We start from the raw sequence: 22,499 nt of genomic DNA, 5'->3' as shown, positions 1-22,499 counted from the left end.
ATAATTCTTATATCCGTATAATCATTAAGGCTAATATAATATAGGCTTCTTTTCGAAGTTTACCCCTATAGCATCTAGGTAGTGAGAGAAGATTAGTATTCATGGAAACCTCTAGTTTTACTGGCCTAATTAACAACGTTGCCCTACTCCTCGCAATGGGGATCGTCTACGATTCACTTGGTCTACAAAACATTCGACACAGATTACTTCGTGACAGCGTTTCTGGCGTATTAGTCGGCCTGCTAGCTATGGCTGTAATGCTAACCCCTTGGGAATTAACACCCGGTGTTTTCTTTGATGCCAGGTGGGTACTGATCAGCTTATGTGGTTTATTTTTTGGTATTGTCCCAACCTGCATAGCTGTTGTAATGGCAGTCAGCCTACGTATTTTTCAGGGCGGGGCCGGAATGTATGTAGGCTCTGCCGTAATCATATTGCCCGCCGGAATTGGATTAATCTGGCGTTACCTCAGTGAGAAATATGAGCAACCGCTCAACTGGTGGCGACTATACTTACTCGGCCTTTCAGTGCAAATAGTCGTACTAGGACTCATGCTGTTTATGCCCGCAGACCTACGCTTCAAGATTATTGCTGCTATCGCCCCTACGCTTCTTTCCTTTTACCCTATTGGTACAATGTTACTTGGTCTGATTTTGCGCAGGCAGCAAGATAGGCGAGAAGCTGAACGGGAAGTTCTGATTAGTAGACAAAACCTAAACCGCGAGCGTGGCCTTCTTAAAGGCTTAATTGATGCTTTACCCGACCAGATATTTATCAAAGATACCCAAGGAACATATCTAGGTTGTAATAAAGCGTTTCAGACATTCTTAGGTAAAACTGAAGAAGACATTGTTGGAAAAACCGATCACGACCTTTTTGTAGATTCACAAGCCATCCAAAATGAACAAGAAGAAAATCTAGTCACTGAACACCTTACGACAGATAACCAAGAACAATGGTGCAATCACAATTCAGGGGACCGAATTCTCTTGGAAACACTGAAAACACCGTTCTGGGATACTAATGGCCTACTTCAAGGTTTGGTTGGCATAAGCCGGGATATAACTGAAAAACGCAAAGCCCAAGAACATATACTAACGCTCTCTCAGGCGATTGAACAAAGCCCTGTATCGGTAGTAATAACCTCTCTAGAAGGGGACATAGAGTACGTAAACTCCACTTTTGAGCAAGTAACAGGCTTCAGCAGAGAAGAGATTCAGGGGCAGAACTCTAGAATTTTAAAATCAGGCCGCACACCGGTAGGGCGCTATGCAGAACTTTGGCAGCACCTAGGGCAAGGTAAATCTTGGCGTGGAGAGTTTCAAAACCAGCGAAAGAATGGAGAGATATTCTGGGAACAAGCTCACATTGCGCCTGTATACGATTCTGAAGGACAAATTAAGCACTATTTAGCTGTAAAACAGGATATTACCCAGCAGAAAGCACAAGAAGAAAAAATCCTCCACCAAGCCCATTTTGATAGCCTAACAAACCTTCCAAACCGTTTTCTATCCCTAAACCGTCTAGAAACCATGTTACTGGAGGCAAAGCGTAATAAACACGCGGTCGCTGTATTATTCCTAGATATGGACGATTTCAAAAAGGTCAATGACACCCTCGGGCATGCCACTGGTGATAAGATCCTTGTAGAAGCGGCTAAGCGATTAGAACTATCAGTAAGAGACGCCGATACAGTTGGTCGCTTAGGTGGAGATGAATTTATTGTATTACTCAATCATCTTGATAATGCAGAACAAGCACAACCCATAGCACAAAACCTCGTATCCCAATTCCGCAAGGCACTGCATGTGGATGGCCGGGAGATTATGCTAACGATGAGTGTTGGCATATCAGTTTATCCAAGTGATGGTACAAGTCCTGCTGAACTCCTTCGAAATGCTGACTCAGCGATGTATCACTCCAAAGCGCAAGGGCGAAATAGCTACCATTATTTTACTGAAGAGATGAATATTGGTGCTGAACGCCGTTTGTTATTGGAAGAACAGTTACATAATGCCCTTGATCGTAAAGAACTACATGTTCTGTATCAGCCAGTAATCGACCTGAAAACGCAAAACATTATTGGCGCAGAGGCATTGTTACGTTGGAACTCTCCAATGTTAGGTAGTATCCCGCCTTCTGAATTTATTCCTGTTGCAGAAAACACTGGCTTAATTGTTAATATTGGCAAGTTTGTTCTGAAGGAAGCGATGCATCAAAGTAGCAACTGGATCAAAACTCTACTTCCTGAATTCAAGATTGCCATCAACTTGTCGCCGCGCCAGTTTAGGGACCCACAACTGATCGAGTACATAACTGAAGAAATGACAACTAATCAGATACTTGGCTCTAATTTGGAATTAGAAATCACTGAAGGCGTTTTGATGGCGCAACATGCAGATATTGATGAGGCAATCGCCAAACTTAATGGGCAAGGTGTCAGCATATCCATGGATGATTTTGGTACTGGTTACTCCTCATTAAGTTACTTGAGAAGTTACCCGTTCGATACTCTTAAAATCGATCGCAGTTTTATCAATGATATCTCTATCGATCCTGCGGATTTAGAGTTAGTTTACGCCACCATCGATATGGCTCACGGCCTTGGTTTGAAAGTTATCGCTGAAGGAGTAGAAACCCAAGAGCAGATGAACCTGCTCCAGAAAAAAAGCTGCGATATGGCTCAAGGTTACTACTTCAGTAAACCGGTCACACCTGATGTATTTGAAACCATGCTAACTAAGCAGGTTAAACAAACCTGTAGCTAGTGATCATTACGCAGGTTGCAATTTTGATTGCGCCTGCTGAAAAACCTTCCCCACTAAAACAATCACAAGTGAACCAATCAAAACAGGAGTTACCAGAAAGGCCCACCCCTGGCTGGATAGCATAATCAAGATAGGATTTGCTCCCGCAGGTGGATGTGTTGTTTTACTCACCAACATTGCACTTACACCTAAGCCCGTTGCAATGGCCAGAGTTAATGGGCTTACTTCAAAATACTGACTAAAGAAAACACCAATAAATGCAGTCAACAGATGCCCAAAGATCACATTTTTAGGCTGAGCTAAAGGGCTATTCGGTACTCCAAAAACTAATACAGCTGTGGCCCCAAATGGCGCCATTAAAAACGCAATATCTTTAAATGAGGTTTCAATTAAGGCTAGCAAGCCAATAGCTATAGCAGCTCCTAACCCAGCCATTATGGATGTGGTAATTTGCTTCATATAACCCTCTTAGATGTGTGAGCTTTTCCACCAAAGAAGTGGCAAGTAGTTCAGCCACTTCCTCTTTAATTAGTACCTATAAATTAAGCCTATAAAGTACGCTCCAATTCTGTATTTTGACGGTTAATAAGAAACCTGCTCGAAACATGATCTACGGAAAGCACACCGCCACCGTAAATAATGATCTGAGCTAGCACTAAGCCCCAAATGTAATGTAGATACAGTGCTGCGGGTGCAATTTCTACCAAACTAATTACAGCCACTACATTCACAAAAAATAGACCTACTGCTGAGAAACGCGTCAAAACACCAGTAAGTAGTAAAACAGGTAAAATTAGCTCTCCCAAAGTGCCTAAATAAGCAGCCAATTCAAAGGGTAAAAATGGAACTTGGTACTCCTCCTCAAATAAGAATAGTGTTGTATCCCAATCCTGAATTTTGGTCAGGCCAGCATTAAAAAACACCTGTGCGACATAGAAACGCGCAACCAACGAAACAAGATCATGGGTTTTAGCCAATTTACCTTCACCCTCTAAATAACCTTTATAAAATTTACTAACGATAGAAATCATCTCTAAAACCTCTCATAAATCGCTACTGACTGGATCTCGGCTTACTTAATAGCAACAAGCCACTGCTGATTAATTGCCTGCTCAATCCAACTCACAAAATCAATCTCTTGATGCTGACCTAATAAGCGCTCAACACTCATGCCAGCTAAAACATCCCTAAACCATGCGTATTCCTGAGCAGTTAACGTTTGAATACGCGCGCGATAATCCTGTTGAAATACCATGGAATAGTGAGGAGCAGTATTCCCCACCAACAAGCGATATAACTCTCCCTCATCAACTTCCTCATCTGGAACCTGATGTAAACCCCATAGTTCATACACCGGAAAATGACTTTCCATGACCTGTAAGGTCGGCGACAGGTGGAGCGAAACACTGTCTAAATCACTTTCAGTTAGATTTGAAAGTGTTTCTACCTCTAATTGGGCGACTTTACCTCTGGCTGCCTGATGAACAAACCACTCCAAACGAGCCACTTCTGACAGATAAGCATGATCATCAGCTAGAGAACTTTCTGAGATGAGCGCAGGTAACATCCCACCCCAATCAGCCCAATCACCTGATTTAGGTAACTCTTTTTTTAGTAACTGATTGGTAAAGGCAACAATGGTTTCGTTACTCACCATTTGCTCTAAAACCGGATACTTTAAAGAGATCGCTCTTGCTGCAGTCATTAAAAGATTATTCTGATAAATCTTCAGACCCTGACTGATTCGATCAGTGACTGTATCGCTCTCCTCATTCGAAAAAATCAACGTCATCAATGCAGCTTGACGACGAACCAACAATGTTGAATCAGACAGCATAAGAGAGCCTCCCAGTGTCATAATGAACCTCCGTGGAGATAGATCTCGCTTTTGAAGCTTGATCAAGTAATGTGCTCCAAGTAGGTAAATTGTTGTCCCACTCAATTAAGGTCGTTACAGCTCCAAACAACGCGACAGCATCGCGATACAACAACCAGCATTCAGGCGATACCGGTTGGCTATGATCATCAATGACCAACTCACCCTCTTTAACCTTCGTAAAACCCGCTAAATGAATTTCACCTACCGCGCTAGAGGGGATTTCTCGTAACCACTTTCGCGCGACCGTTAAAGGCTTTTGATCACTGAAGTTACGAGCATTTACCAGCAAGTTATTAAGATCTACTAGCAATCCACACCCAGTTTTATCCACCAGCTCTGATAAAAACTCAGTTTCACTCATATCCGAAAAGTTAAATTCCACATAAGCAGACAAGTTCTCAACTAAAATCTGACGTCCCAATAACTGCTGGACCTGATTCACGTTATCAACCATCACCTGCAAACTCTGTTGAGTAAATTCAAGAGGCAGAAGATCGCCAGCGTGCACAGAATTTCCATTGATATTGCTCCAAGTGAAGCAAGCGTGGTCAGAGATCAATATGGGGTTAATCTGCTGTGACAGTTGCTTTAAACGTTGCAGATAATCTCCGTTGATACCCACGGCAGAACCTAAGCCCATGGATGTCGAATGCAGACTGATTGGATATTGCAGGGCAATATCATTCAACAGCTCAGGTAACATTCCACCTTCGGCAAAAAAGTTCTCCGCATGTATCTCCACAAAATCAATGGAAGATGTCCTTAGCAACGCCTCCTTATAGTGAGGATGACGCAACCCGACTCCAATCTTTGATAAACCTTGTTCATCACTTGTATTAGCTGTGCTTAAACTGGACATCTTCTCTCTCCTGATTAAACCTTATGAGTTCTGCTGAGCTTCCTGATAACGCTTCTTAGCTTCAGCTTTCAGCAGGCCACCCATATCTTTACAGGTACCTTTCGCAACTAACTTCCACTCACCTGGGTCGTTATCCACTTTGGATTGGCCCGCACAAGAGTGTGTACCTGCCAAGTTGCCACAATCGTTCTGTCCAGCTAGTGCAACGCCGTAGCATTTCTCTTTACCGCCGGCATGAGCTGCAGGTACAGTCGCGATAGAAGTCAAAGCAACGGCTAAGGCTGCTGTAGCAATACGCTGTTTATTATCCATTTCACTTCTCCAGTTCTTTCTGAATTGATAAATGCTGTGCAACCCACTCATCAAGTTGCTTTAATGGCACCGATCCAACTTGCTGATCCAACGCCTTGTCTTTTGCCAAGAGTACTAAGGTGGGAACCGCTCTAATCGCGAATTTCGCAGCTAACTCCTGCTGCTGATCTACATCCACTTTTAAAACTTTAAGTTCACCGGCATATCGCTCTGCCAAACTATTAACGACAGGAATCATCTGTTGGCAGGGACCGCACCATTTAGCGCTGAACCAGATCAGCGCTAAAGGTTGCGAGTACTCATGTCCATTTTCAGAAAACGTAAGTCTCGACTCAGGCATAAGAATTAGTCTTCAGCGTTTGCTGCAGCTACAGATAGATCTTCAATACCCGCCCAAATACGATCAGCTGTTTTCAGGTGACCTGGTACATCTGTAAGCCATTTTTTCTGAACGTCTTTGTTCAAGTTAAGATACAATTTGCCGTTTTCGATATGGAATGCTTGTGGATCAACGTCTAGCTTTTTGTTTAGAGCCACACCCATCGCGCAGTAACCGCCATATTGAGGTGCGTATTTATCAGCATTAGCATTAAATAGGTCTCGGTTTTTAGCACTTGAGAAACGATAAATGGCTCCATCATGCGTAGCGGTAAATTTTGCAGAACCCTCAACCGCTTTATCGTTAGTAAAGTAAGCAACAGGGTCATAACCATGAATAGCAACATCGTTAGTGCCAATATTTACAGATGCCGCAAAGCTCATGCTGCTTAAAAGAAGTGCGCCGGCTGCTGTTGCTAATTTCAAAGTCTTTGTAAATTTCATTTCTTTTTCCTCGGTTAATGGTTTAATGAACACTCATACATATTGGTAAATATGTTGCGTTGTTCTTGAGATATAGGTTACGGGGAACTACCGAGGGAAAGGCCGCTCTAAATCCAGCAAAAAGAGCCAATCGTCCAAAAAGGAGGTTTTATGGATACGCTGAGTAAATTACTGCAAAACCTAGAGATCAATGCCGAGGTTTTTTTCAGTGGTAGCCTTTGCGGTATCACAGGCTTTGATGACGACAAGGAATCGGGCTACTTACACTTTCTGGAATCAGGGTCGTTAACACTGACGACTGATGAAGGGCACACCATTGAGTTACATACAGGCGATGTAATTTTTTTCCCGAGCGGAACCAACCACAAACTTACAATAGCTCCATCAGAAGATGCCAAACTGGTTTGTGCCACAGTTAAGCTCCCTCCGGCTCATCAAAAGTTGTTAGCTAACTATCTCCCTAAATTTCTTTGTCTCCATATAGAGGAAGCAGGTTCGATTTCAAACACAGCTCATCAAATTTTTGCAGAAGCATTTGACCAGCGGCATGGCAAACAGTTAATGATCGATCGCTTATGTGATGTATTTATGGTGCAGGTACTTCGCTATGTGATTGATAACGGAACTGTTGAGTTAGGTTTAATTGCAGCCGACTCTCATCCTCTACTCAGCAAGCTGATGCAACAGATCAAAGAGAAGCCTGAATATGAATGGACAGTTGAAGAGATGGCCGAGAATGCAGCAATGTCTCGCTCGAAGTTTGCTGCCCTATTTAAAGATACGGTTGGGCAAGCACCGATGGAGTATGTGACCGGGCTAAGAATGGCGTTGGCGAAAGGACTCCTTAAAAATAATCGTCCCGTGGGCTTAGTTGCCAACCAAGTAGGCTACGAAAATGCCTCCTCATTGGCCAAAGTGTTTAAAAAGCACTTTGGTGTGACACCTAAGCAGTGGGTAAAAAACTATTTAAATCCCAGATAATCAGGCTGGCATACAAGCATCACCTATAATAAATTGGAACTTGTAGTCGCAATTTTGTACTTGAGACGTAATGAACCTTTTAGACATACTCAATCAACAGCCACAAGGTATTGCAGAGCTAACCGTAGATGAAGGTCACTACCTGTTCTTCAATCGCAAAGAGTTAGAATTTCGTGGTTTATCTGAAAGTACATCAAAAGATTGCTCCATATTCGACCTGTTTAATAAAGAACAAGCGATACAGCTAAAAGCGCTATTTAAACAGTGCTCTCAAACCGCTACTGACCAACCCTCTTATTTTTACTATCAACGAGACAATCAACATTTCGAGATGCGCTTGGTCAAACATGGGGAAAATATCTTAAGCACTCTTTCTGATGTGACCTCGCAGCAAGAGATGAAAGCTCAGATTGAGCAAGACCAAGAAACAATCAAGTGCCTAGACGATGCTGTTAATGGAGCCAATATTGGTTGTTGGGACTTCTACCCACAAGAAGGCAGAATCATCGCTAATAAAACTTGGGTCACTCAAAAGAGATATAAAGATGAAGAGTTCAGAGAAGATGATACGCTATTTTCAGAAGTGATCGATGGTCTTGAGCGCTGGTCCTCGATCGTTCACCCCGAAGATCTAGAGCCAACGGTTGAATTAATCGAAAAACATCTTAATGGTGAAACCGAAATTTACGACGCAAAGTTCCGTATGATCTGTGGCGATGGGAAGTGGCGCTGGATACATGATGTCGGCCGAGTATTCCTCAGAGATGATGAAGGAAATGCCATTCGTATGAACGGGGTACATATAGATATTACTGAAGCCCGTACCCTAGAAGAAAAAATTGAAAAACTTGCAGTCACCGACGCGTTAACCGACCTGTTTAATCGTCGTAATTTTCAATACTTATCCCAAGCGGTACTTGAGCGCGCGAAAAGGCAGAAAACCTACTTTTGCTTACTTATCTTAGACGTCGACCATTTCAAAGCCTATAACGACACTTATGGTCACCTGAAAGGCGATGATGTCCTTAAAAAAATCAGCCAAGCGCTTAAAGATAATATCCGACAAGGAGAAGACTACTGCTTCCGCGTTGGCGGAGAAGAATTTGCCGTTGTATTCACCCAAGAAAGCAAAGAGTCAGCAGATATTTTTGCCAATCGCATTCGACAAGAAATAGAGAAATTAGAGATCCCTCATAAGGAAAACACCGCAGCTCCACATATCACTGTATCCATGGGCTTATCCTGTACACAGACGCTCACCGATAAAACCCAAGTCAGCGATCTATACCAACGAGCGGATAAACATTTATATCAAGCTAAAGAAAATGGCCGTAACAGTTTAGTTAGCCAGTCGCATTAGAATCGATAACAAATTTATTGCTTTACCCTTTCCAACATTTTCTTTCCGGTAATAACAATCATAATCCCGCCCAAAATAACTACAGAAGCGATAACGAGACGCACCGTAATCTCTTCACCCGCAAAGACAACACCACCTACAGCAGCAATCACTGGAACAAGCAACTGAACAACTGCAGCTTGAATAGCTGATAAATATCCTAAAGCCTGATACCAGATCGCGTAGCCAATACCAGAAGCGAGTGCTCCGGAAAGAATAGCCAACCATATCCCTTCACTAGATAGAGACGCATCACTTAGGGTTACTAAAGCAAGAAGAAGAACAAAAGGCAGTGTACGTAAAAAGTTAAAGGTCGTATCCCCAAGAGGATTGGTAGAGCCTTTGCCCGCTAGCGTGTAAAAACCCCAAGCCACGCCCGCCATCGTCATTAGACCAAAGCCAACAATCGAGGGGGTCGCTAAGCTTGGAAATATCAAATAAACAAACCCTGCAAACGCAACGATCGTTCCTGCCCATTCCATTGCATGGAGTTTATTGCCTTTAAACATATTAATAAGAATGATGGAGATCTGTACCGAGCCAAACAGCACCAAAGCGCCTATTCCTGTCTCTAACGTGATATAGCCATAAGAGAAGGTAATAGCGTAAGCAAAGAGGAAAAATGCTCCTTTCCAGCTACCTTTAGCGGTATTTGTTTTACCTCTGTTCATGAAGCTGAATATAGCTAACAGCATAACAATCCCTGCAAGTAATCGAATTGTTGTAAAACTCGCTGCATCTATAGCCTCATCTCCTAGCGCCAAACGACACAACACAGAATTACCAGCAAAAGCTATCAAAGCGATTAATGTATAAAGGAAGACTTTAAGAGTCTTCACATCGTTCTTAATCATGACTCACACATCCAGAACTTAAAGTCAGATCACCATAACATGGAAACTTGCCAAAACTATCTATTTGCTCCTTTTTACAAAATTGCATCCCAACATTAAGCTCTGATCTTTGCCCCTTAAACATGGCAAATCAAAAATTCCCACGCCCCCACAAATTAATGATATAACGTAACTTATTAATTTTTAGATCGATTGTTTGAGGAAAGCATGACAATAACAAAAGAAGAGCTCTTAAATGCTAGTTCTGAGGACTATATGAATGATAGCCAATTGGAGTTTTTCCGAGAGTTTTTAGAACAGCAAAAACAGGAAACCATCGCTCACATTCAAAATGCGCAAGCACAACTGAATGAGCGCCCTGAGATGAATGACGATGCCGACCGTGCACAATACGAAGAAGAATCTCGTATTTCTCTGCGTATTGTCGACCGCGAAAGTAAGCTACTGCCAAAATTCAACACCGCCCTAGCTCGCATTCGAAACGGTGAATATGGCTACTGCCTAGAATCCGGCGAAGAGATAGGTATTAAGCGCCTACTGCTCCGCCCTACTGCAGAGTATTGCGCCGATATCAAAGCAGCCCGTGAATCGAACGAACGCTTATTTCGTGAATAAAAATTCCGATTAACGCCCAATGGCCGCCATTTTTCCAGAAGTTAGCTTAAGCAGATCCTCTGCTGACATCTCGATCTCTAGCCCACGGCGGCCTGCGCTCATACAGATCGTTTCAAAGTTGCCAGCACTTTCGTCCAAAATAAGCGGTAGTCGTTTCTTTTGGCCTAGTGGGCTGATGCCCCCCACAATATAACCCGTTGCACGTTCTGCATCTTGCGGATTTGCCATCGTGACTTTCTTTGCCTTTAGCGCCGTAGCAATTGCTTTTAGATCTAGCTGACCTGACACAGGTACAACACCAACAGCGAGTTTTTTGTTGTCACCACCGATAGCAACGAGGAGGGTTTTGAAGACTTGGGCAGGATCTAAACCCAGCGCTTGTGCAGCTTCGTCGCCATATGATTCAGCACTTGGATCGTGCTCATATTCATGAACTTGATAAGCTACTTTGGCTTTTTTCGCTGCATTAATCGCTGGGGTCATTCTTTATCTACTCATATCACTCAGGTCTGGCAGTGCTTACTTAGCACCACCGCCCGTTAGGATATCAGCAATATCGATGATGTCGACTACTGTGCCTTCACCTTTACCGACTTTGATGATTTTATCTTTAAGTTTGATAACCTCAGTTGCCGCATCACCTTTAGGTAAGCGTGATAGCAAATCATCAGGAAGGTCTTCAGCGTTATCTCTTAAGTCTTTATCTAGCACTTCGCCACGAGCGACCTTTTTCTGCCAACCCGGAGGTAGTTCGCCACCACGCTCTAGTTTTTTCTGAAGGCCTTTAGGCAGCTCTTTCATTTTCCCTTTATATTTACCTGTTCCTGATTTGGCATTTTCATTGTAATAATCCTTGATGGTCTCTTTCTCTTTATCTGAAAAAAGATCATCCAGAATTGATTTAGAATCACTTACGATAGATCGCTCCTCTTCGGAGCCCTTACCATTCCTTTTATAATTTTGAGCCGCCTGCTTGGCCTCTTTTTTAGCTTGATGTTTGTCTGCGCCTTGCCCTGCCCACTCAGGCTTGGCAGCATGAGCATTTAATGCTAACCCACTAATACATAGAGCTAATAATAATTTTTTCATCATCTCTTCCTACTGATCTTTGATCCTTCAAGGGATAAGTTATACATCAAGCCTTTATTAGAAAAAATAAAACCAATGATTGGGTCTTTAATCGTGCTGGTATCAATCTCACCACCAGCTCCCACGGTTACAACAGCAACACTGCCATCAACTCCGGCTTCCCAACCATCACTTCGCTTAAATTGCCTTAAGGCTGCATCAGTCATAAACAGGATTATCTCTGACTTAATTTGGGCACCTAACTGAAACCCAATTGATGCCGCGGCAATGGTGTAATAACCCGTTGTTTTACCTTTTTCTAAAAGCTTACCTTCACCATATTCGCCACCGATACCTATGCCCGCTTTGTAAACCTCGGGAAAAACCAAGACCCCTTTAGCTTGCTGAACAAGAGATTTTCCGGCAGAACTATGTTGATAAAACTTTTGTAACGCCTCAGAGGTTTTAGCACTAATCTCTGCCTTAGAGGCAGCATTTACATTAAAGCTAAAGAAAGCTATCCACAGCGTAATTAAAAGAGATGATAGTTGTTTGGGCATGAATCTATCCTTAAGCCTATTTAAGTTAACTACATAATAGTTGCTCATAACGAATTAGAATGAAACATTAATTAGGAATAGCGGGTATTCCGTAAAGGCTGCAAAACAGATTCTAAGCCGTTGATACGGATCTCTAGCATCAACTCTAACAGCGAGCCAAGCTCCCCCTGTGGAAAACCTTTCTTTGCAAACCAAAGTAGATACTCTTCTGGCAGATCGAGCAGCACTCGCCCTTGATACTTACCAAAAGGCATCTTCATATTAGCCAGTTTAAGTAGATGACGTTTATCCAGATCCAATGCTTTCCCCTTAACAGCCTGTTATTTACAACGAGCAAACAGTATTCTGTAGAAAATAATAAATAGTGGGTTTAGGCCATGGCTGACAAGCAAGCGTATCAACCTATCAATTGCGAAATTCATGACGGCTACGAATTAGCCTGTATGCGCAACGCCATCCATCTTGTTGAATGGAAAGAAGATGATACCGCATTTAGCCAGCGCTTACGCTTTCTTGATCTCGAATATACTCCTGAGGGGGAGTTTCTGATTGCCGAAGATCAAGAAGGTAACAACTATAGAGTTCGATTAGATTCTATCTCTAGCCGCCTACCCTACTAATCCTCTTAAGGGCCGACGACGTGTCAGATATTCAACTCAGTGGTATTAATACTTTCCCCATAAAATCATTAGGCGGTATTAGTTTATCGGATGCTTTTGTAACAGAAAGCGGGCTGTCTTTTGACCGACGCTTTATGTTGAGCAATCCAGAAGGCGAATTATTATCTGCTCGCCAAGCGCCTTCAATGCTGCTTTTCGAAACCGTTTTACGTGAAGATGGAGTAGAGGTGATTGCACCTGATGGTGATCACTTAAGTTTGCGCTATCCTGACTTTTTCCAAAATTACCGTCAGGTACGTGTTTGGGGAACCGAGATTAACGCTCAACATTGTGGCGAATGGCTAGATGAATGGTTTAGTGAGAAACTGGGCCGTGAATGCCAACTTCTTTATTTTGGCGAGCAATCAGAACGCGTAACCTCTCGAAGACCCGATAAGCCCGTCGCGTTTGCCGATGGATACCCTCTACTTGTGATCTCTGAAGCTTCATTGGCTGATCTGAATAGCCGCGCTTCCACACAAGTAAATATGGATCACTTCCGTACCAACCTTGTTGTAAAAGGATGTGAAGCTTTTGCCGAGGATAGCTGGAAGCGCATCCGTATTGGTGAAGTAGAATTTGAGATCGTTAAAGATTGCTCACGCTGCGTACTAACGACTATCGATCCAAAAACCGGTCAGCCAGTACCTGCGGGTGAACCAATTAAGACCTTGGCGAACTACCGTAAAGGTGAGGATAACGAAGTATATTTTGGCCAAAACCTTGTGCCTCTTAACGAAGGCCAGATTAAGCAAGGCGATACGGTTGAGGTATTAGAGGTTAAACAACCTGCTCAATACCCCGATAATGCACCGATTATCAGAGATACAAACGACTGTAAAAACCAAGAAACGTGGGCCGCAACTCAGCAGGTAGATCTAGAATGCATCCGCCGCATTGATGAAACACGTGATGTTGTGACCTTCCGTTTTGCAGTACCGCAAGGCCTATCAACAGATTATATCGCGGGTCAGTTTCTAACCTTAATGTTGCCGATCAACGGTGAGACAGTTACCCGCTGTTATACAGCATCTTCTTCGCCTTCCCGAGGAGCAGATATCGCAATCACGGTTAAGCGCGTGACCGATGGCATCGCCTCCAACTGGCTCCATGATAATTTACAGGTTGGGGATAAGTTACCTGCCCTCGCCCCCCAAGGTGAGTTCCACGAAGGCAATACAGGTAATAAGCCATTACTACTGCTATCAGCTGGTAGCGGTATTACGCCTATGCTTTCGATTGCACGCGAACTAACCGATCGCAATAGCCAACGCGATATAGTGTTTTATCACCAAGCCAGAACCGAAGCCGATCTAATCTGCGAAGACGAACTGCTTTGGCTCGAGCGCCAGAATCCTAAACTAAAGATCATCTTCAGCTTGAGCCAACCAGATGATGATTGGCTTGGCATTAAAGGCCGTATTAGCCGCCAACAGCTCATTGAGCTAATTCCGGATCTGCCTGAACGTACGGTGATGTGCTGTGGTCCTGAAGGCTTTATGGATCATGCTAAAACCTACTGCCGTCAATTAGGTTTAGCGGAGCAACAGTGGTTTGAAGAGAGCTTTGGTGCACCTCCAGGTGTTGATCCCGATGCAGAAAAGCACAGTGTTAAACTGACCTTTGGCGAGGTTTCATTTGCCGGCGATAGCCAAACGACATTGTTAGAACAAGCTGAAGATCAAGGAATCATGATTCCTTCTGGCTGTCGTGCGGGTGTATGTGGCGCGTGTAAAGTGACCTTAGTATCTGGTCAAGCGCATCGCCAATCGGAAATTCCACTTTCTGAAGATGAGAAAGCTCGAGGAGTAGTTCTGGCGTGTAGCTGTACACCAGAAACGGATGTCGTGATTGAGGTTTAATTTAAAACACTAAATCGCAGACACAAAAAAGCCGATGCCCTTCTCTACATCGGCTTTTTATTATTCAGTATGAAACTGAAATTAAGCTACTTTAAGATCAGCAACTTTTTTAGCAGTTTCTTCAGCCATTTCAGTCGCTTTTTTAGCAGACTCTTCAACTGTAGCAACGTAAGCATCTTTAGCAACAGTCATAGCTGCAACGCTTTTCTCTGCAGTTTCAGCAGTTTTAGCTTCAACAGACTTGTAGAACTGAACCTGTAGGTCTAGAGCAGCTTTAGGGTCTTTGCACTCGCATAGAGTTTTAAACTGTTCAACAGAAGCGTTAGCTAGTTCTTCAACGTATGCTTTCTGAAGAGCAACCAAAGTTTCAACAGTCTTAGTGTTAACGTCTACTAGAGACTGAACTGGCTTGAATAGCTCAGCGATTTCGTTAGATAGTAGTTCAGGCTTCATGAAATCAGCGAAAGGGTTGTTAGCAGCGTACATAGTTTTGTCTCCAAAAGTTTCCGTTGCTGCGGTGCAGCAATCCATTTACAGCAAAGATAAATCTTGTACGTTTTTTAGTCAAGAACTTTTTTTGTGCGGCGCACAAAAAATTACTTTTTCAGATTTTTTGCTAAAAAACGGTCCAGAGAATTCGCAAACGCTTGGCGATCAGCCTGACTAAAAGCAGACGGTCCACCAGTCTCTACACCCGAGCTTCGCAGGGTCTCCATAAAATCACGCATAGATAACCGCTGACGAATATTTTCCGGAGTATAAAGTTCGCCGCGAGGATTTATTGCAACACCCTTGTTATCAATCACTTCTGAAGCCAATGGGATATCTTGCGTTACCACCAGATCACCCTCTTCCATTTTGGCAACGATATGATTATCCGCTACATCAAAGCCCTGCGGTACTTGCACTGCATTAATCAACGGTGAAGGTGGTGTACTTAGGAATTGATTAGCCACCAGCGTTACAGGCACCTGTTTACGTTCGGCAGCCCGAAACAAAATCTCTTTGATAACCTTTGGACAGGCATCGGCATCAACCCAAATGTGCATAAACCCTCTCTTTTCTTTTAGCATAAAGCCCAATTATGACTGTTATTCTACATCGCTATGACAATTTAAGCCGATAGAAATTAACACTCTTTTAGACAATTTCGATTAACAGATAACGCTCCAGAATAAAGCCCTCGCACTGTCGCAGTGCACAAAGATGAATTAAATCCGTGCGTTTTAAAATTAGCCATCTCTCTCTAACGTAACAATATCGGGCATTAGAGTAACTCCATGAAATATCTGGCTTAAGTTTTGCAAAATACCCAGATAATAGATTTTGATGGGGAGCACTAAGATGCTGCTACTAACATTTGGCTACAGCGTATTGAGCCGCTGTTCGCTACTTACTTCAGGCATAGTAATGTTATTGGGTTGGTTACTCACAATAGCCATCTTGATAAACGGTTATATAGAAGCATTATGGTTATTGATCCCACTGGGCTATTTTCAGCTCAGCTATATTCTGCTGAGCCAACGTCGCTGGCATAACTTGTCTCTAGTGATCGAAGCATTCTCACAAAAGCAGATGCAGTTCCGTACACGACATACCAGTTCGGACAAGCCGCTTAGAGACGCTGCCCAAAGCCTCTATGGTTTTGCCCGTGACTATGAAGAGCTGAATACCTTAACCGATCAGCTGTGCAACGAGATGAAGTTCTCTACCCATGAATTAGAGAACTTAGCTAAGCACACCGCAAATGCCGCATCAGAACAGCAGAATCAGCTCTTAACAGTTGCCAGTGCATCAGAAGAGATGAGCCAAACCGTCCAACTGATCAGAGATCATGTGCATAACACTCAAAATAGTGCCGAAGACTCGCAGACCTTATGCAATAAAGGAACTCAGCAAGCCTCTGATTTGAGCCACGCGATCAGTGGTGTTCGTAATCAGTTTACTGATACCTGCACCAAGATCTCTCAGCTATCTGAAGAAGCTGAAGCGATTCAATCTTTCGTTAGTACAATCGAAGAAGTTGCAGCACAAACCAACTTATTGGCACTGAATGCAGCTATTGAGGCTGCACGAGCAGGTGAAGCAGGACGAGGCTTCGCTGTCGTAGCAGATGAGGTACGCCAGTTAGCCGGTAATACCGAAAAAGCGACAGGTGATATCACCCTTTTGGTTAACTCCATGCTTGCACGTGTAAATGAAGTCACTGAAAGCATGAACCGTAGCGAACAAGAGTTACAAACCGGCTCACATACTTGTGAAGAGATGCACAATCTACTTCAGCAGATCGAATCTGGTAGCGAGCGCAGCCTTGAACTCATTCAGGAGGTTAACTTCTCGATCGACGAACATGCCTCTGCCAGTAACGAGTTAAGTGAAAAGCTTACCGATATTGGCAACATTCTTCAGCACCACAGTGAACAAGCGCATTCCCTTACGGAGCTCACCGGCTATCTAGAAACACTTGCGCTTAAAGCAGCCACTAAGGAGGTGACATCATGATCGAGATTAGCCTTGTATTGTTTCTTTTCGTTCTAATTGGTTTAGCTAGTTGGTTTAAACGAGGCAAATTACGCAAGAAACGTCGCGAAAAGACACTACTCGGAATTGAACAGCTAAGCGCGCTGTTGAATCTAATCCAGAGTCTACAGCGCCACCGCGGTATCTGTGCAAATTTAGATAGCACGAACCAAGCTCAACAGCGACAACTAAGTAATGAGATCAACTCACTATGGCGGCCACTGCTTAATAAAAGCTACGGCGGCAATATAAAGCGAGTTAATCTGCAGTTTACCAAGTGGAAGCAGATCGAAGCAGAGCCCGCAGGCAGCTTTATGGAGCACTGTGAACTGATCGAAAAACTGCTGCACGAGCTAACCGTTATCGCAGATATCTGCTCTCTAACTGCGAGCAATAATGACCATAACGGCGAAGAGCTATGGCAAAACTTACTCCGCCGTCCCCATTTTGCAGAGTCTCTCGCGCGTTTGCGCGGTTTAGGTAACAAAGCAGCCAACCTAGGCCACTGCCCTGCAGCTGTGAGAGTACAGTTGCAGTATTTGTTGGTAAGCATGCGTGATAATGAGCTATGTGATCCTGCCGTTCGTGATATCGACCGACTGGTCACCCAAGAGATCCTTGAACCAGACGTGATCAAGATCGAACCACGGGTTTACTTTAGCCATCTAACCCAAGCGATTGATCAACAGATCCAACTAACTAGAGATCATCTACAACAACTGAGTTAATGCACAGGTTAACGATTGAATGAATCGAGGTTCTATTCTGCAAGCGAGTTCCTTACAATAAATTAACATCGATTAATTCTTGTGGGGCTGGATGGAATCTCAACACACACCAAAACGCATTGGCCAAGGAATGTGGGCCGTCGCATGGGTCCTGTTTTTAGGAATGTTGTGGCTGTTCTTTGAAGAGCAGGTAAACGACAAATACAATCCCAATCGTAATCTCGTCACCAGCAGCAGTAACGAAGTAGTTCTGCAACAAAACAGAGCGGGACACTACGTTGCACCGGGAGAGATTAACGGCCAACCGGTTATCTTTCTCTTGGATACCGGCGCGACCAATATCAGCGTGCCACAAGAAGTGGCTGATCGCATTGGCCTTAGACCAGGGTTAAAGCGTCAGGTAGATACTGCTAATGGCGTGATTGATGTGTATAACACTGAGCTGAATACCGTCACTCTTGGTGGAATTAGCATGCAAAACGTTCGCGGGCATATTAATCCACACATGGATGGCGAAACGGTACTACTCGGGATGAGCTTTATGAAATACCTAGAGATCATTCAGAAGGGAAACACTCTTACACTTAGGCGCTAGCTCGCGCCTAAGTGCGTTATGAGAGTTTATCTAGCAATAACGCCGTTATCGATTTAAGCTGGCGCATCATCTGCTTACGCCCTTGCCCTTTGACTTCCAGCTGTTCCCAGTTTTTTTGCTGTAGGCTGCGCTCAATCAGCAGCGTGAATTCTTCATTTTCGAGCAACATCTCTAACTGCTGATCTTCCACCTGATCCAAAAACTGTAAAAGCAGCTTGTGGATAGCAAAAGCACAACCTTCGTAATTACGGTTATGCATAGCAAATGCGATCAGATCAGATTGATCATGGACCGTTAACTCTGGGAGGTTCCCACCATGCTGTAATAAACGGCACACCACAGGCAGGTCGAGATCAACCAAGTCATCACTCAAGCGATAATTGAGTTGCTCAATAAAGCGCTGTCTCAGCTGCTTTTCAAGGCTCCGCCCCTGCTCTGTTAAAGGCGATAAAACTAACGCAGCATGGCAACCACTGACACTGTCACGAGTCGACCCCATACGTACGGTCTCAAAACCACAGTGCTGCCAAAAGCTTATAAGCTCTGCACTAGCAGCAAAGCTGGCACCCAAGTAATCCCAGCCTGCAGACTTTGCGCTTTCAGATACAGTCGATAACAGCGCTCTACCTAAGCCTTTGTGTTGCAAGGCGGGATGAATAGCGATGCGCATAATCCGACCAGCCTTGAGCAAAGCTGCGTCCTTTGCACCTTCTTGCCCAACCAGTGTCTGCGGTAACAGATGACCACGAGGACGACGTTTACCCGACCAGATATCATCAACCAACTCCTCCGGCAGAGGGCCTTCCTCCGCGACCAACGCAGCACCAGCAACCTGACCACCGACCTTCATTAGCCAGATATGCAGGTTGGGGCTATCTAACAGCACCCTTAAATCACCGGGTGATGTACGATAGTGAGCCAACACTAACAAACCAAACAACTGAGTTAAGGTCTGATAATCTTCTGCGAGTTGATCACGATCTAACTTCTTTATCTGACAGTCGGCAATTGACTGACAACTGCGTTTGAGATCATCTGCCGCAGCAGGCTCAGCATTGAGTAACAGCAAATTAAAGGTCAGCTGTTCTAGCGGATCATTGCCAGCCCAACGGATCGGCTGATTAAGATGAAGCGATTTAGCATTGGGTGCATGCTTTTCCAACACTTGCTTAAAACGAACCGCAAAGCCCTGCCCTGTGCCTTCATAACCATGAATAGTTGATGCAAAGGCAATACGAGGGAAACGTTGCAGTAACTTACTCAATACAGGTACCGGAATCGCAGCAGCTTCATCCACCAACAGCACTTGCCCTTCGCCTTGTTCTTGCAACGCTTGCTCTGGTGTCACGTAGCGGATGCAGTGATCTGAATGACAAAGTTTACCCAATTGATAGTCATAATCAGGCAGTAATTGATGGGCCATGCTAAAGACCTCATCAACCGAGGACTGTTCAGGTGCGGTTACTAAGATATCTTGGAAATCTAAGCCTGATAACTGTGCAGCGGCGATACCTAAAGCAACGGACTTACCACGCCCTCTGTCCGCGGTAATCACTGCGGGACGTCTACCACGACGAAACTGAGATAAAATCAACTCCACCGCTTGTTGCTGATCTTTGGTTTTACTCGGCAACACCACATTATCATCTGGCTGATCGACCAATGCAGCGGAGCTTGGTAGCTCTGCTTCAACACCTGCGAGCGCTTGCCCCTCTCGATACACCAGCGTGTAGGCATCATCTTCTAAGATCATCGCTAGACGCGAGATAAACCGACGACCCGCATCGGAAGAACAATAAGGGTGCGCGACTAAGCTTTGATGTTCTGGATCGTCAAACTCGGCCCAATGATCTAGATCAGGGCAGAGTAAAACCAGCACTCCACCGCCACTTAAAGTACCGGAGATCTGACCAAAGGCATTGGGATTAAAACCGGACCACGCATCAAAGATCACCGCAGATAGCGACTGACCTAATAACTGATGACATTGAGTGGCACGCACAGACTGTGCTTTAGCCGGCGCTTGTTCACTCACCCATAGCCATTCGGCTTCACCAAGCAGCTGCGCAACTTGTTCATAACACCATGTTTGAGTACCGCTCAAAACCAGTAAACGCCGATGCTGTTGTGCCTCTGCATCTTCAAGCAATCGAGAGTACAAAGTTCTTATGGCAGTCATTCGTTAATCCTATGAGCAGCTTGGATCCATGTGAATCTCTGACTTATGAGTCATACGAATCTTTGAGGAGAACGCGCAGTTCAGTTTTACGCTCAGGCGGGAGATCACGACAATCAATGTCTTCTAGTGCGCCAACCAGTGCCCACAGCAGATTCAGGCTAACCTTGCCACCACGCATGGCCTTAATCATCTTATAAGTCGCTATCGGGCCTACTTGCTCTAGATCAGCTAAGGTGTAAATTTCGATCTCGGCAAGCCATCGACGGCTCACTGGACCAATATTGCGCATCAGGAAAATCGATCTAGACGTTATAAGTCAAAGGCGGCTCTTTAATACCATCTACAAACGCATGGAATTGATTGCCGCCTTTATCTTCGGCTTCTTGCAGTTGTTGTTTAGACAACTCCAGAAGATACTCAGGGGTCAGCAAACGAGACGGTTGCATTGTAGCGACACCTATACTTAAGGTAACAACCTTATCAATCGGCGATGCTTGATGAGGAATACCGTGACCAGAAATAGTGTCGCAGCAACGTTCGGCCAATTGAATTACCATTTCATTGGTTGAAGGCAAGATAAAGGCAAACAGGTGATCATCAATACGCGCAATCATATCACCTGGGCGACCAACCGAATTTTTTAGCACACTAGAAACTTCCTGAAGCATGCCTTGCGCAGCCTCGACGCCGTATTCATCGCTATATTCTTTGAAGCTATCAATCTTCAGCAACATCATTGTAAGTGGCGAGAACTCACGTACAGCACGGCGGCATTCAACATCTAAAGCTTCATCAAAGTGCAGTTTATTAACCAATCCGGTTAATGGATCAGACCAGCTTGTTTCAGCCATCTGTTCGGTCAGGTTAGCTTGTTCAGTACGCAAACTTTTAACATGATGACCTACTCGTTTTAAATAAGAAGCCACCAAGAAAGAAAGTAGTAAGCCCGTCATCAAAAACAGTGCTGGGGTAAAACTCATACCCGCAGCAATACGCTCTTCAGTTGCGGTTAGATCTAGCGTCCATTGATTATCCAATAGCTGTATAGAGCTAGAAAGCACCGCATCAACGGCTAGTGACGAGTTATCGTGCGTAAGGATTTCCTGCTTGTTTGAATCCATCAGCGTAAGCTGAACTTCGCCCAAAACCTGCTGCAGTTGGCTTCGTTCTAACACTGAGCTCAATGAGATAACACCTGTTAGCTGGGCGTCGTCGGCCAGAGCAGATATCAACGCATAGGTTTCTTGATCGATAGTCAGGGTATCAACTTGCTCTGAAGAAAGATCACTTAAGGCCTCATTAACTTCAGCACGAGCAAAAATAGAATCGGTAGCAGGGTCAGCTAAACGAAGCGAGATATCGCTATTTTCGATAGCCATCCCTTTCAAAGAGGTATGACGACTAAACAAGCTATGGATAATTTGCTTAAGTCGCTCTTGATCGACTGTTTGATCTAACTGATAAATGGCCTGTAAAGTTTCTAAGGAGTAAGCATTCTGGGTTAATGACTGCTGGAAGGAAGCCGCCCCTTGTGTCATTTCAACCTGAAATTGTTGAATGGCCGCGTCACGCTCCTGCTTAAACATAAATAGAAAAATCAGCAGTGAAAACAGTGCACCGCAAATTGCAAAAATAATCGCAAGGTCGAACTTTTTTCTATTCGTTTTCTGAGGACTTGCAGCGTCTGAAGCAGACATTAAAAAACTCCGAATAATCAATCAGTAACAATCAGTAAAACCTTTTTTACTAACTCTTGCAACGATAGTGCAGACTCAGGCTTTTTTCCAGCTTTTCCGCGGCTTACAGCAGCATATATAAACCTGAGTCTGATATAGTTCA

General features: G+C 44.1%; 26 protein-coding genes. 9 read left to right on the top strand and 17 right to left on the bottom strand.

All coding sequences use genetic code 11. The features are described 5' to 3' along the window. Positions 1–101 precede the first annotated feature (101 nt). Positions 102–2,768, top strand: a complete 2,667-nt coding sequence (locus ACMXYR_RS04390) for an EAL domain-containing protein (RefSeq protein ID WP_415903063.1) — start codon at positions 102–104, stop codon at positions 2,766–2,768. A 6-nt stretch (positions 2,769–2,774) separates the two neighbouring features. On the opposite strand, the gene ACMXYR_RS04385 is transcribed toward ACMXYR_RS04390, so the two are convergent. The 7 genes from ACMXYR_RS04385 to ACMXYR_RS04355 form a co-directional block, all read right to left on the bottom strand. Continuing rightward, entirely contained in the window at positions 2,775–3,227 is a 453-nt protein-coding gene (locus tag ACMXYR_RS04385; protein ID WP_415887327.1) for an HPP family protein, read from the bottom strand. 89 nt (positions 3,228–3,316) lie between these two features. Beyond that, on the bottom strand, positions 3,317–3,799 hold the full coding sequence (locus ACMXYR_RS04380; RefSeq protein ID WP_415903062.1) for a DoxX family protein: 483 nt from the start codon (positions 3,797–3,799) through the stop codon (positions 3,317–3,319). Between the two features lie 41 nt (positions 3,800–3,840). Continuing rightward, a complete protein-coding gene (locus ACMXYR_RS04375; RefSeq protein ID WP_415903061.1) occupies positions 3,841–4,605 on the bottom strand; it encodes a putative DNA-binding domain-containing protein in 765 nt (254 codons plus the stop codon). Then, on the bottom strand, positions 4,595–5,506 hold the full coding sequence (locus ACMXYR_RS04370; RefSeq protein ID WP_415903060.1) for a DUF692 domain-containing protein: 912 nt from the start codon (positions 5,504–5,506) through the stop codon (positions 4,595–4,597). The genes ACMXYR_RS04375 and ACMXYR_RS04370 overlap by 11 nt, the downstream gene beginning before the upstream one ends. 21 nt (positions 5,507–5,527) lie before the next feature. Next, positions 5,528–5,818: a DUF2282 domain-containing protein gene (locus tag ACMXYR_RS04365; protein WP_415881950.1), complete on the bottom strand. Its 291-nt coding sequence runs from the start codon at positions 5,816–5,818 to the stop codon at positions 5,528–5,530. A gap of 1 nt (position 5,819) precedes the next feature. Continuing rightward, complete coding sequence (locus ACMXYR_RS04360) at positions 5,820–6,158, bottom strand: thioredoxin family protein (protein ID WP_415887322.1); 339 nt, start codon at positions 6,156–6,158, stop codon at positions 5,820–5,822. A 5-nt stretch (positions 6,159–6,163) separates the two neighbouring features. Next, positions 6,164–6,640: a YHS domain-containing (seleno)protein gene (locus ACMXYR_RS04355; protein WP_415887321.1), complete on the bottom strand. Its 477-nt coding sequence runs from the start codon at positions 6,638–6,640 to the stop codon at positions 6,164–6,166. A gap of 150 nt (positions 6,641–6,790) precedes the next feature. On the opposite strand from ACMXYR_RS04355, the gene ACMXYR_RS04350 reads away from it, so the two are divergent. Beyond that, positions 6,791–7,621, top strand: a complete 831-nt coding sequence (locus ACMXYR_RS04350; protein ID WP_415903059.1) for a cupin domain-containing protein — start codon at positions 6,791–6,793, stop codon at positions 7,619–7,621. Positions 7,622–7,691: 70 nt separating this feature from the next. Beyond that, positions 7,692–8,981, top strand: coding sequence for a diguanylate cyclase (locus ACMXYR_RS04345; protein WP_415903058.1), 1,290 nt, complete (start codon positions 7,692–7,694; stop codon positions 8,979–8,981). Between the two features lie 14 nt (positions 8,982–8,995). On the opposite strand, the gene ACMXYR_RS04340 is transcribed toward ACMXYR_RS04345, so the two are convergent. Beyond that, positions 8,996–9,874, bottom strand: coding sequence for a DMT family transporter (locus ACMXYR_RS04340; protein ID WP_415903057.1), 879 nt, complete (start codon positions 9,872–9,874; stop codon positions 8,996–8,998). A 207-nt stretch (positions 9,875–10,081) separates the two neighbouring features. On the opposite strand from ACMXYR_RS04340, the gene dksA reads away from it, so the two are divergent. Next, positions 10,082–10,489 carry an RNA polymerase-binding protein DksA gene (dksA, locus tag ACMXYR_RS04335; RefSeq protein ID WP_415903056.1) on the top strand — a complete coding sequence of 136 codons (408 nt, stop codon included), beginning with the start codon at positions 10,082–10,084 and terminating at the stop codon, positions 10,487–10,489. 9 nt (positions 10,490–10,498) lie between these two features. Here the strand turns inward: dksA and ybaK are convergent, their stop codons facing one another. From ybaK to ACMXYR_RS04315, 4 genes are all read right to left on the bottom strand, one after another. Then, on the bottom strand, positions 10,499–10,972 hold the full coding sequence (gene ybaK, locus ACMXYR_RS04330) for a Cys-tRNA(Pro) deacylase (RefSeq protein ID WP_415903055.1): 474 nt from the start codon (positions 10,970–10,972) through the stop codon (positions 10,499–10,501). Between the two features lie 36 nt (positions 10,973–11,008). Continuing rightward, complete coding sequence (locus ACMXYR_RS04325) at positions 11,009–11,578, bottom strand: hypothetical protein (protein ID WP_415903054.1); 570 nt, start codon at positions 11,576–11,578, stop codon at positions 11,009–11,011. Then, positions 11,578–12,117, bottom strand: a complete 540-nt coding sequence (locus tag ACMXYR_RS04320) for a YSC84-related protein (RefSeq protein ID WP_415887314.1) — start codon at positions 12,115–12,117, stop codon at positions 11,578–11,580. The genes ACMXYR_RS04325 and ACMXYR_RS04320 overlap by 1 nt, the downstream gene beginning before the upstream one ends. 71 nt (positions 12,118–12,188) lie before the next feature. Continuing rightward, positions 12,189–12,416 carry a DUF3820 family protein gene (locus tag ACMXYR_RS04315; protein WP_415887313.1) on the bottom strand — a complete coding sequence of 76 codons (228 nt, stop codon included), beginning with the start codon at positions 12,414–12,416 and terminating at the stop codon, positions 12,189–12,191. 78 nt (positions 12,417–12,494) lie between these two features. Between ACMXYR_RS04315 and ACMXYR_RS04310 the strand changes: the two genes are divergently transcribed. Both ACMXYR_RS04310 and ACMXYR_RS04305 read left to right on the top strand, forming a co-directional pair. Continuing rightward, positions 12,495–12,737, top strand: a complete 243-nt coding sequence (locus ACMXYR_RS04310) for a Rho-binding antiterminator (protein WP_415890582.1) — start codon at positions 12,495–12,497, stop codon at positions 12,735–12,737. Between the two features lie 20 nt (positions 12,738–12,757). Next, entirely contained in the window at positions 12,758–14,638 is a 1,881-nt protein-coding gene (locus tag ACMXYR_RS04305) for an MOSC N-terminal beta barrel domain-containing protein (protein ID WP_415903053.1), read from the top strand. An 81-nt stretch (positions 14,639–14,719) separates the two neighbouring features. On the opposite strand, the gene ACMXYR_RS04300 is transcribed toward ACMXYR_RS04305, so the two are convergent. Together ACMXYR_RS04300 and ACMXYR_RS04295 are read right to left on the bottom strand one after the other, a co-directional pair. After that, the gene (locus tag ACMXYR_RS04300; RefSeq protein WP_415883819.1) at positions 14,720–15,124 is read right to left on the bottom strand and encodes a phasin family protein; all 405 of its coding nucleotides are present in this window, start codon (positions 15,122–15,124) and stop codon (positions 14,720–14,722) included. Positions 15,125–15,234: 110 nt separating this feature from the next. Next, positions 15,235–15,687 carry a YaiI/YqxD family protein gene (locus ACMXYR_RS04295; RefSeq protein ID WP_415883818.1) on the bottom strand — a complete coding sequence of 151 codons (453 nt, stop codon included), beginning with the start codon at positions 15,685–15,687 and terminating at the stop codon, positions 15,235–15,237. A gap of 295 nt (positions 15,688–15,982) precedes the next feature. On the opposite strand from ACMXYR_RS04295, the gene ACMXYR_RS04290 reads away from it, so the two are divergent. The 3 genes from ACMXYR_RS04290 to ACMXYR_RS04280 all read left to right on the top strand — a co-directional run bounded on the left by ACMXYR_RS04290 (position 15,983) and on the right by ACMXYR_RS04280 (position 18,481). Next, positions 15,983–17,140, top strand: coding sequence for a methyl-accepting chemotaxis protein (locus ACMXYR_RS04290; RefSeq protein WP_415903052.1), 1,158 nt, complete (start codon positions 15,983–15,985; stop codon positions 17,138–17,140). Continuing rightward, positions 17,137–17,886 (top strand): hypothetical protein, encoded by a 750-nt coding sequence (locus ACMXYR_RS04285; protein ID WP_415903051.1) that lies wholly within the window; start codon positions 17,137–17,139, stop codon positions 17,884–17,886. Before ACMXYR_RS04290 ends, ACMXYR_RS04285 begins: the two co-directional genes overlap by 4 nt. A 91-nt stretch (positions 17,887–17,977) precedes the next feature. Beyond that, entirely contained in the window at positions 17,978–18,481 is a 504-nt protein-coding gene (locus ACMXYR_RS04280; RefSeq protein ID WP_415903050.1) for a TIGR02281 family clan AA aspartic protease, read from the top strand. A gap of 16 nt (positions 18,482–18,497) precedes the next feature. Here ACMXYR_RS04280 and ACMXYR_RS04275 read toward each other — a convergent pair whose 3' ends face one another. The 3 genes from ACMXYR_RS04275 to ACMXYR_RS04265 are packed head-to-tail and all read right to left on the bottom strand — an operon-like array spanning position 18,498 to position 22,357. Next, positions 18,498–20,660, bottom strand: coding sequence for a tRNA(Met) cytidine acetyltransferase TmcA (locus ACMXYR_RS04275; RefSeq protein ID WP_415903049.1), 2,163 nt, complete (start codon positions 20,658–20,660; stop codon positions 18,498–18,500). A 43-nt stretch (positions 20,661–20,703) separates the two neighbouring features. Further along, on the bottom strand, positions 20,704–20,949 hold the full coding sequence (locus tag ACMXYR_RS04270) for a TfoX/Sxy family DNA transformation protein (protein WP_415903048.1): 246 nt from the start codon (positions 20,947–20,949) through the stop codon (positions 20,704–20,706). A 13-nt stretch (positions 20,950–20,962) separates the two neighbouring features. Next, entirely contained in the window at positions 20,963–22,357 is a 1,395-nt protein-coding gene (locus tag ACMXYR_RS04265; RefSeq protein ID WP_415903047.1) for a diguanylate cyclase domain-containing protein, read from the bottom strand. Positions 22,358–22,499 lie beyond the last annotated feature (142 nt).

The sequence above is a fragment of the Neptuniibacter sp. QD29_5 genome (genome assembly GCF_047778125.1).
Lineage (GTDB): Bacteria > Pseudomonadota > Gammaproteobacteria > Pseudomonadales > Balneatricaceae > Neptuniibacter.
This window is presented reverse-complemented; position numbering and strand designations above follow the sequence as displayed.

Excerpts from the sequence above, each read along its gene's own strand:
- ACMXYR_RS04300 (WP_415883819.1), bottom strand. The coding sequence starts at position 15,124 with ATGTACGCTGCTAACAACCCTTTCGCTGATTTCATGAAGCCTGAACTA.
- ACMXYR_RS04285 (WP_415903051.1), top strand. The coding sequence starts at position 17,137 with ATGATCGAGATTAGCCTTGTATTGTTTCTTTTCGTTCTAATTGGTTTA.
- ACMXYR_RS04355 (WP_415887321.1), bottom strand. The coding sequence starts at position 6,640 with ATGAAATTTACAAAGACTTTGAAATTAGCAACAGCAGCCGGCGCACTT.
- ACMXYR_RS04320 (WP_415887314.1), bottom strand. The coding sequence starts at position 12,117 with ATGCCCAAACAACTATCATCTCTTTTAATTACGCTGTGGATAGCTTTC.
- dksA (WP_415903056.1), top strand. The coding sequence starts at position 10,082 with ATGACAATAACAAAAGAAGAGCTCTTAAATGCTAGTTCTGAGGACTAT.
- ACMXYR_RS04360 (WP_415887322.1), bottom strand. The coding sequence starts at position 6,158 with ATGCCTGAGTCGAGACTTACGTTTTCTGAAAATGGACATGAGTACTCG.
- ACMXYR_RS04350 (WP_415903059.1), top strand. The coding sequence starts at position 6,791 with ATGGATACGCTGAGTAAATTACTGCAAAACCTAGAGATCAATGCCGAG.
- ybaK (WP_415903055.1), bottom strand. The coding sequence starts at position 10,972 with ATGACCCCAGCGATTAATGCAGCGAAAAAAGCCAAAGTAGCTTATCAA.
- ACMXYR_RS04340 (WP_415903057.1), bottom strand. The coding sequence starts at position 9,874 with ATGATTAAGAACGATGTGAAGACTCTTAAAGTCTTCCTTTATACATTA.
- ACMXYR_RS04325 (WP_415903054.1), bottom strand. The coding sequence starts at position 11,578 with ATGAAAAAATTATTATTAGCTCTATGTATTAGTGGGTTAGCATTAAAT.
- ACMXYR_RS04345 (WP_415903058.1), top strand. The coding sequence starts at position 7,692 with ATGAACCTTTTAGACATACTCAATCAACAGCCACAAGGTATTGCAGAG.
- ACMXYR_RS04365 (WP_415881950.1), bottom strand. The coding sequence starts at position 5,818 with ATGGATAATAAACAGCGTATTGCTACAGCAGCCTTAGCCGTTGCTTTG.
- ACMXYR_RS04275 (WP_415903049.1), bottom strand. The coding sequence starts at position 20,660 with ATGACTGCCATAAGAACTTTGTACTCTCGATTGCTTGAAGATGCAGAG.
- ACMXYR_RS04265 (WP_415903047.1), bottom strand. The coding sequence starts at position 22,357 with ATGTCTGCTTCAGACGCTGCAAGTCCTCAGAAAACGAATAGAAAAAAG.
- ACMXYR_RS04280 (WP_415903050.1), top strand. The coding sequence starts at position 17,978 with ATGGAATCTCAACACACACCAAAACGCATTGGCCAAGGAATGTGGGCC.
- ACMXYR_RS04390 (WP_415903063.1), top strand. The coding sequence starts at position 102 with ATGGAAACCTCTAGTTTTACTGGCCTAATTAACAACGTTGCCCTACTC.
- ACMXYR_RS04385 (WP_415887327.1), bottom strand. The coding sequence starts at position 3,227 with ATGAAGCAAATTACCACATCCATAATGGCTGGGTTAGGAGCTGCTATA.
- ACMXYR_RS04310 (WP_415890582.1), top strand. The coding sequence starts at position 12,495 with ATGGCTGACAAGCAAGCGTATCAACCTATCAATTGCGAAATTCATGAC.
- ACMXYR_RS04295 (WP_415883818.1), bottom strand. The coding sequence starts at position 15,687 with ATGCACATTTGGGTTGATGCCGATGCCTGTCCAAAGGTTATCAAAGAG.
- ACMXYR_RS04380 (WP_415903062.1), bottom strand. The coding sequence starts at position 3,799 with ATGATTTCTATCGTTAGTAAATTTTATAAAGGTTATTTAGAGGGTGAA.
- ACMXYR_RS04370 (WP_415903060.1), bottom strand. The coding sequence starts at position 5,506 with ATGTCCAGTTTAAGCACAGCTAATACAAGTGATGAACAAGGTTTATCA.
- ACMXYR_RS04270 (WP_415903048.1), bottom strand. The coding sequence starts at position 20,949 with ATGCGCAATATTGGTCCAGTGAGCCGTCGATGGCTTGCCGAGATCGAA.
- ACMXYR_RS04375 (WP_415903061.1), bottom strand. The coding sequence starts at position 4,605 with ATGCTGTCTGATTCAACATTGTTGGTTCGTCGTCAAGCTGCATTGATG.
- ACMXYR_RS04290 (WP_415903052.1), top strand. The coding sequence starts at position 15,983 with ATGCTGCTACTAACATTTGGCTACAGCGTATTGAGCCGCTGTTCGCTA.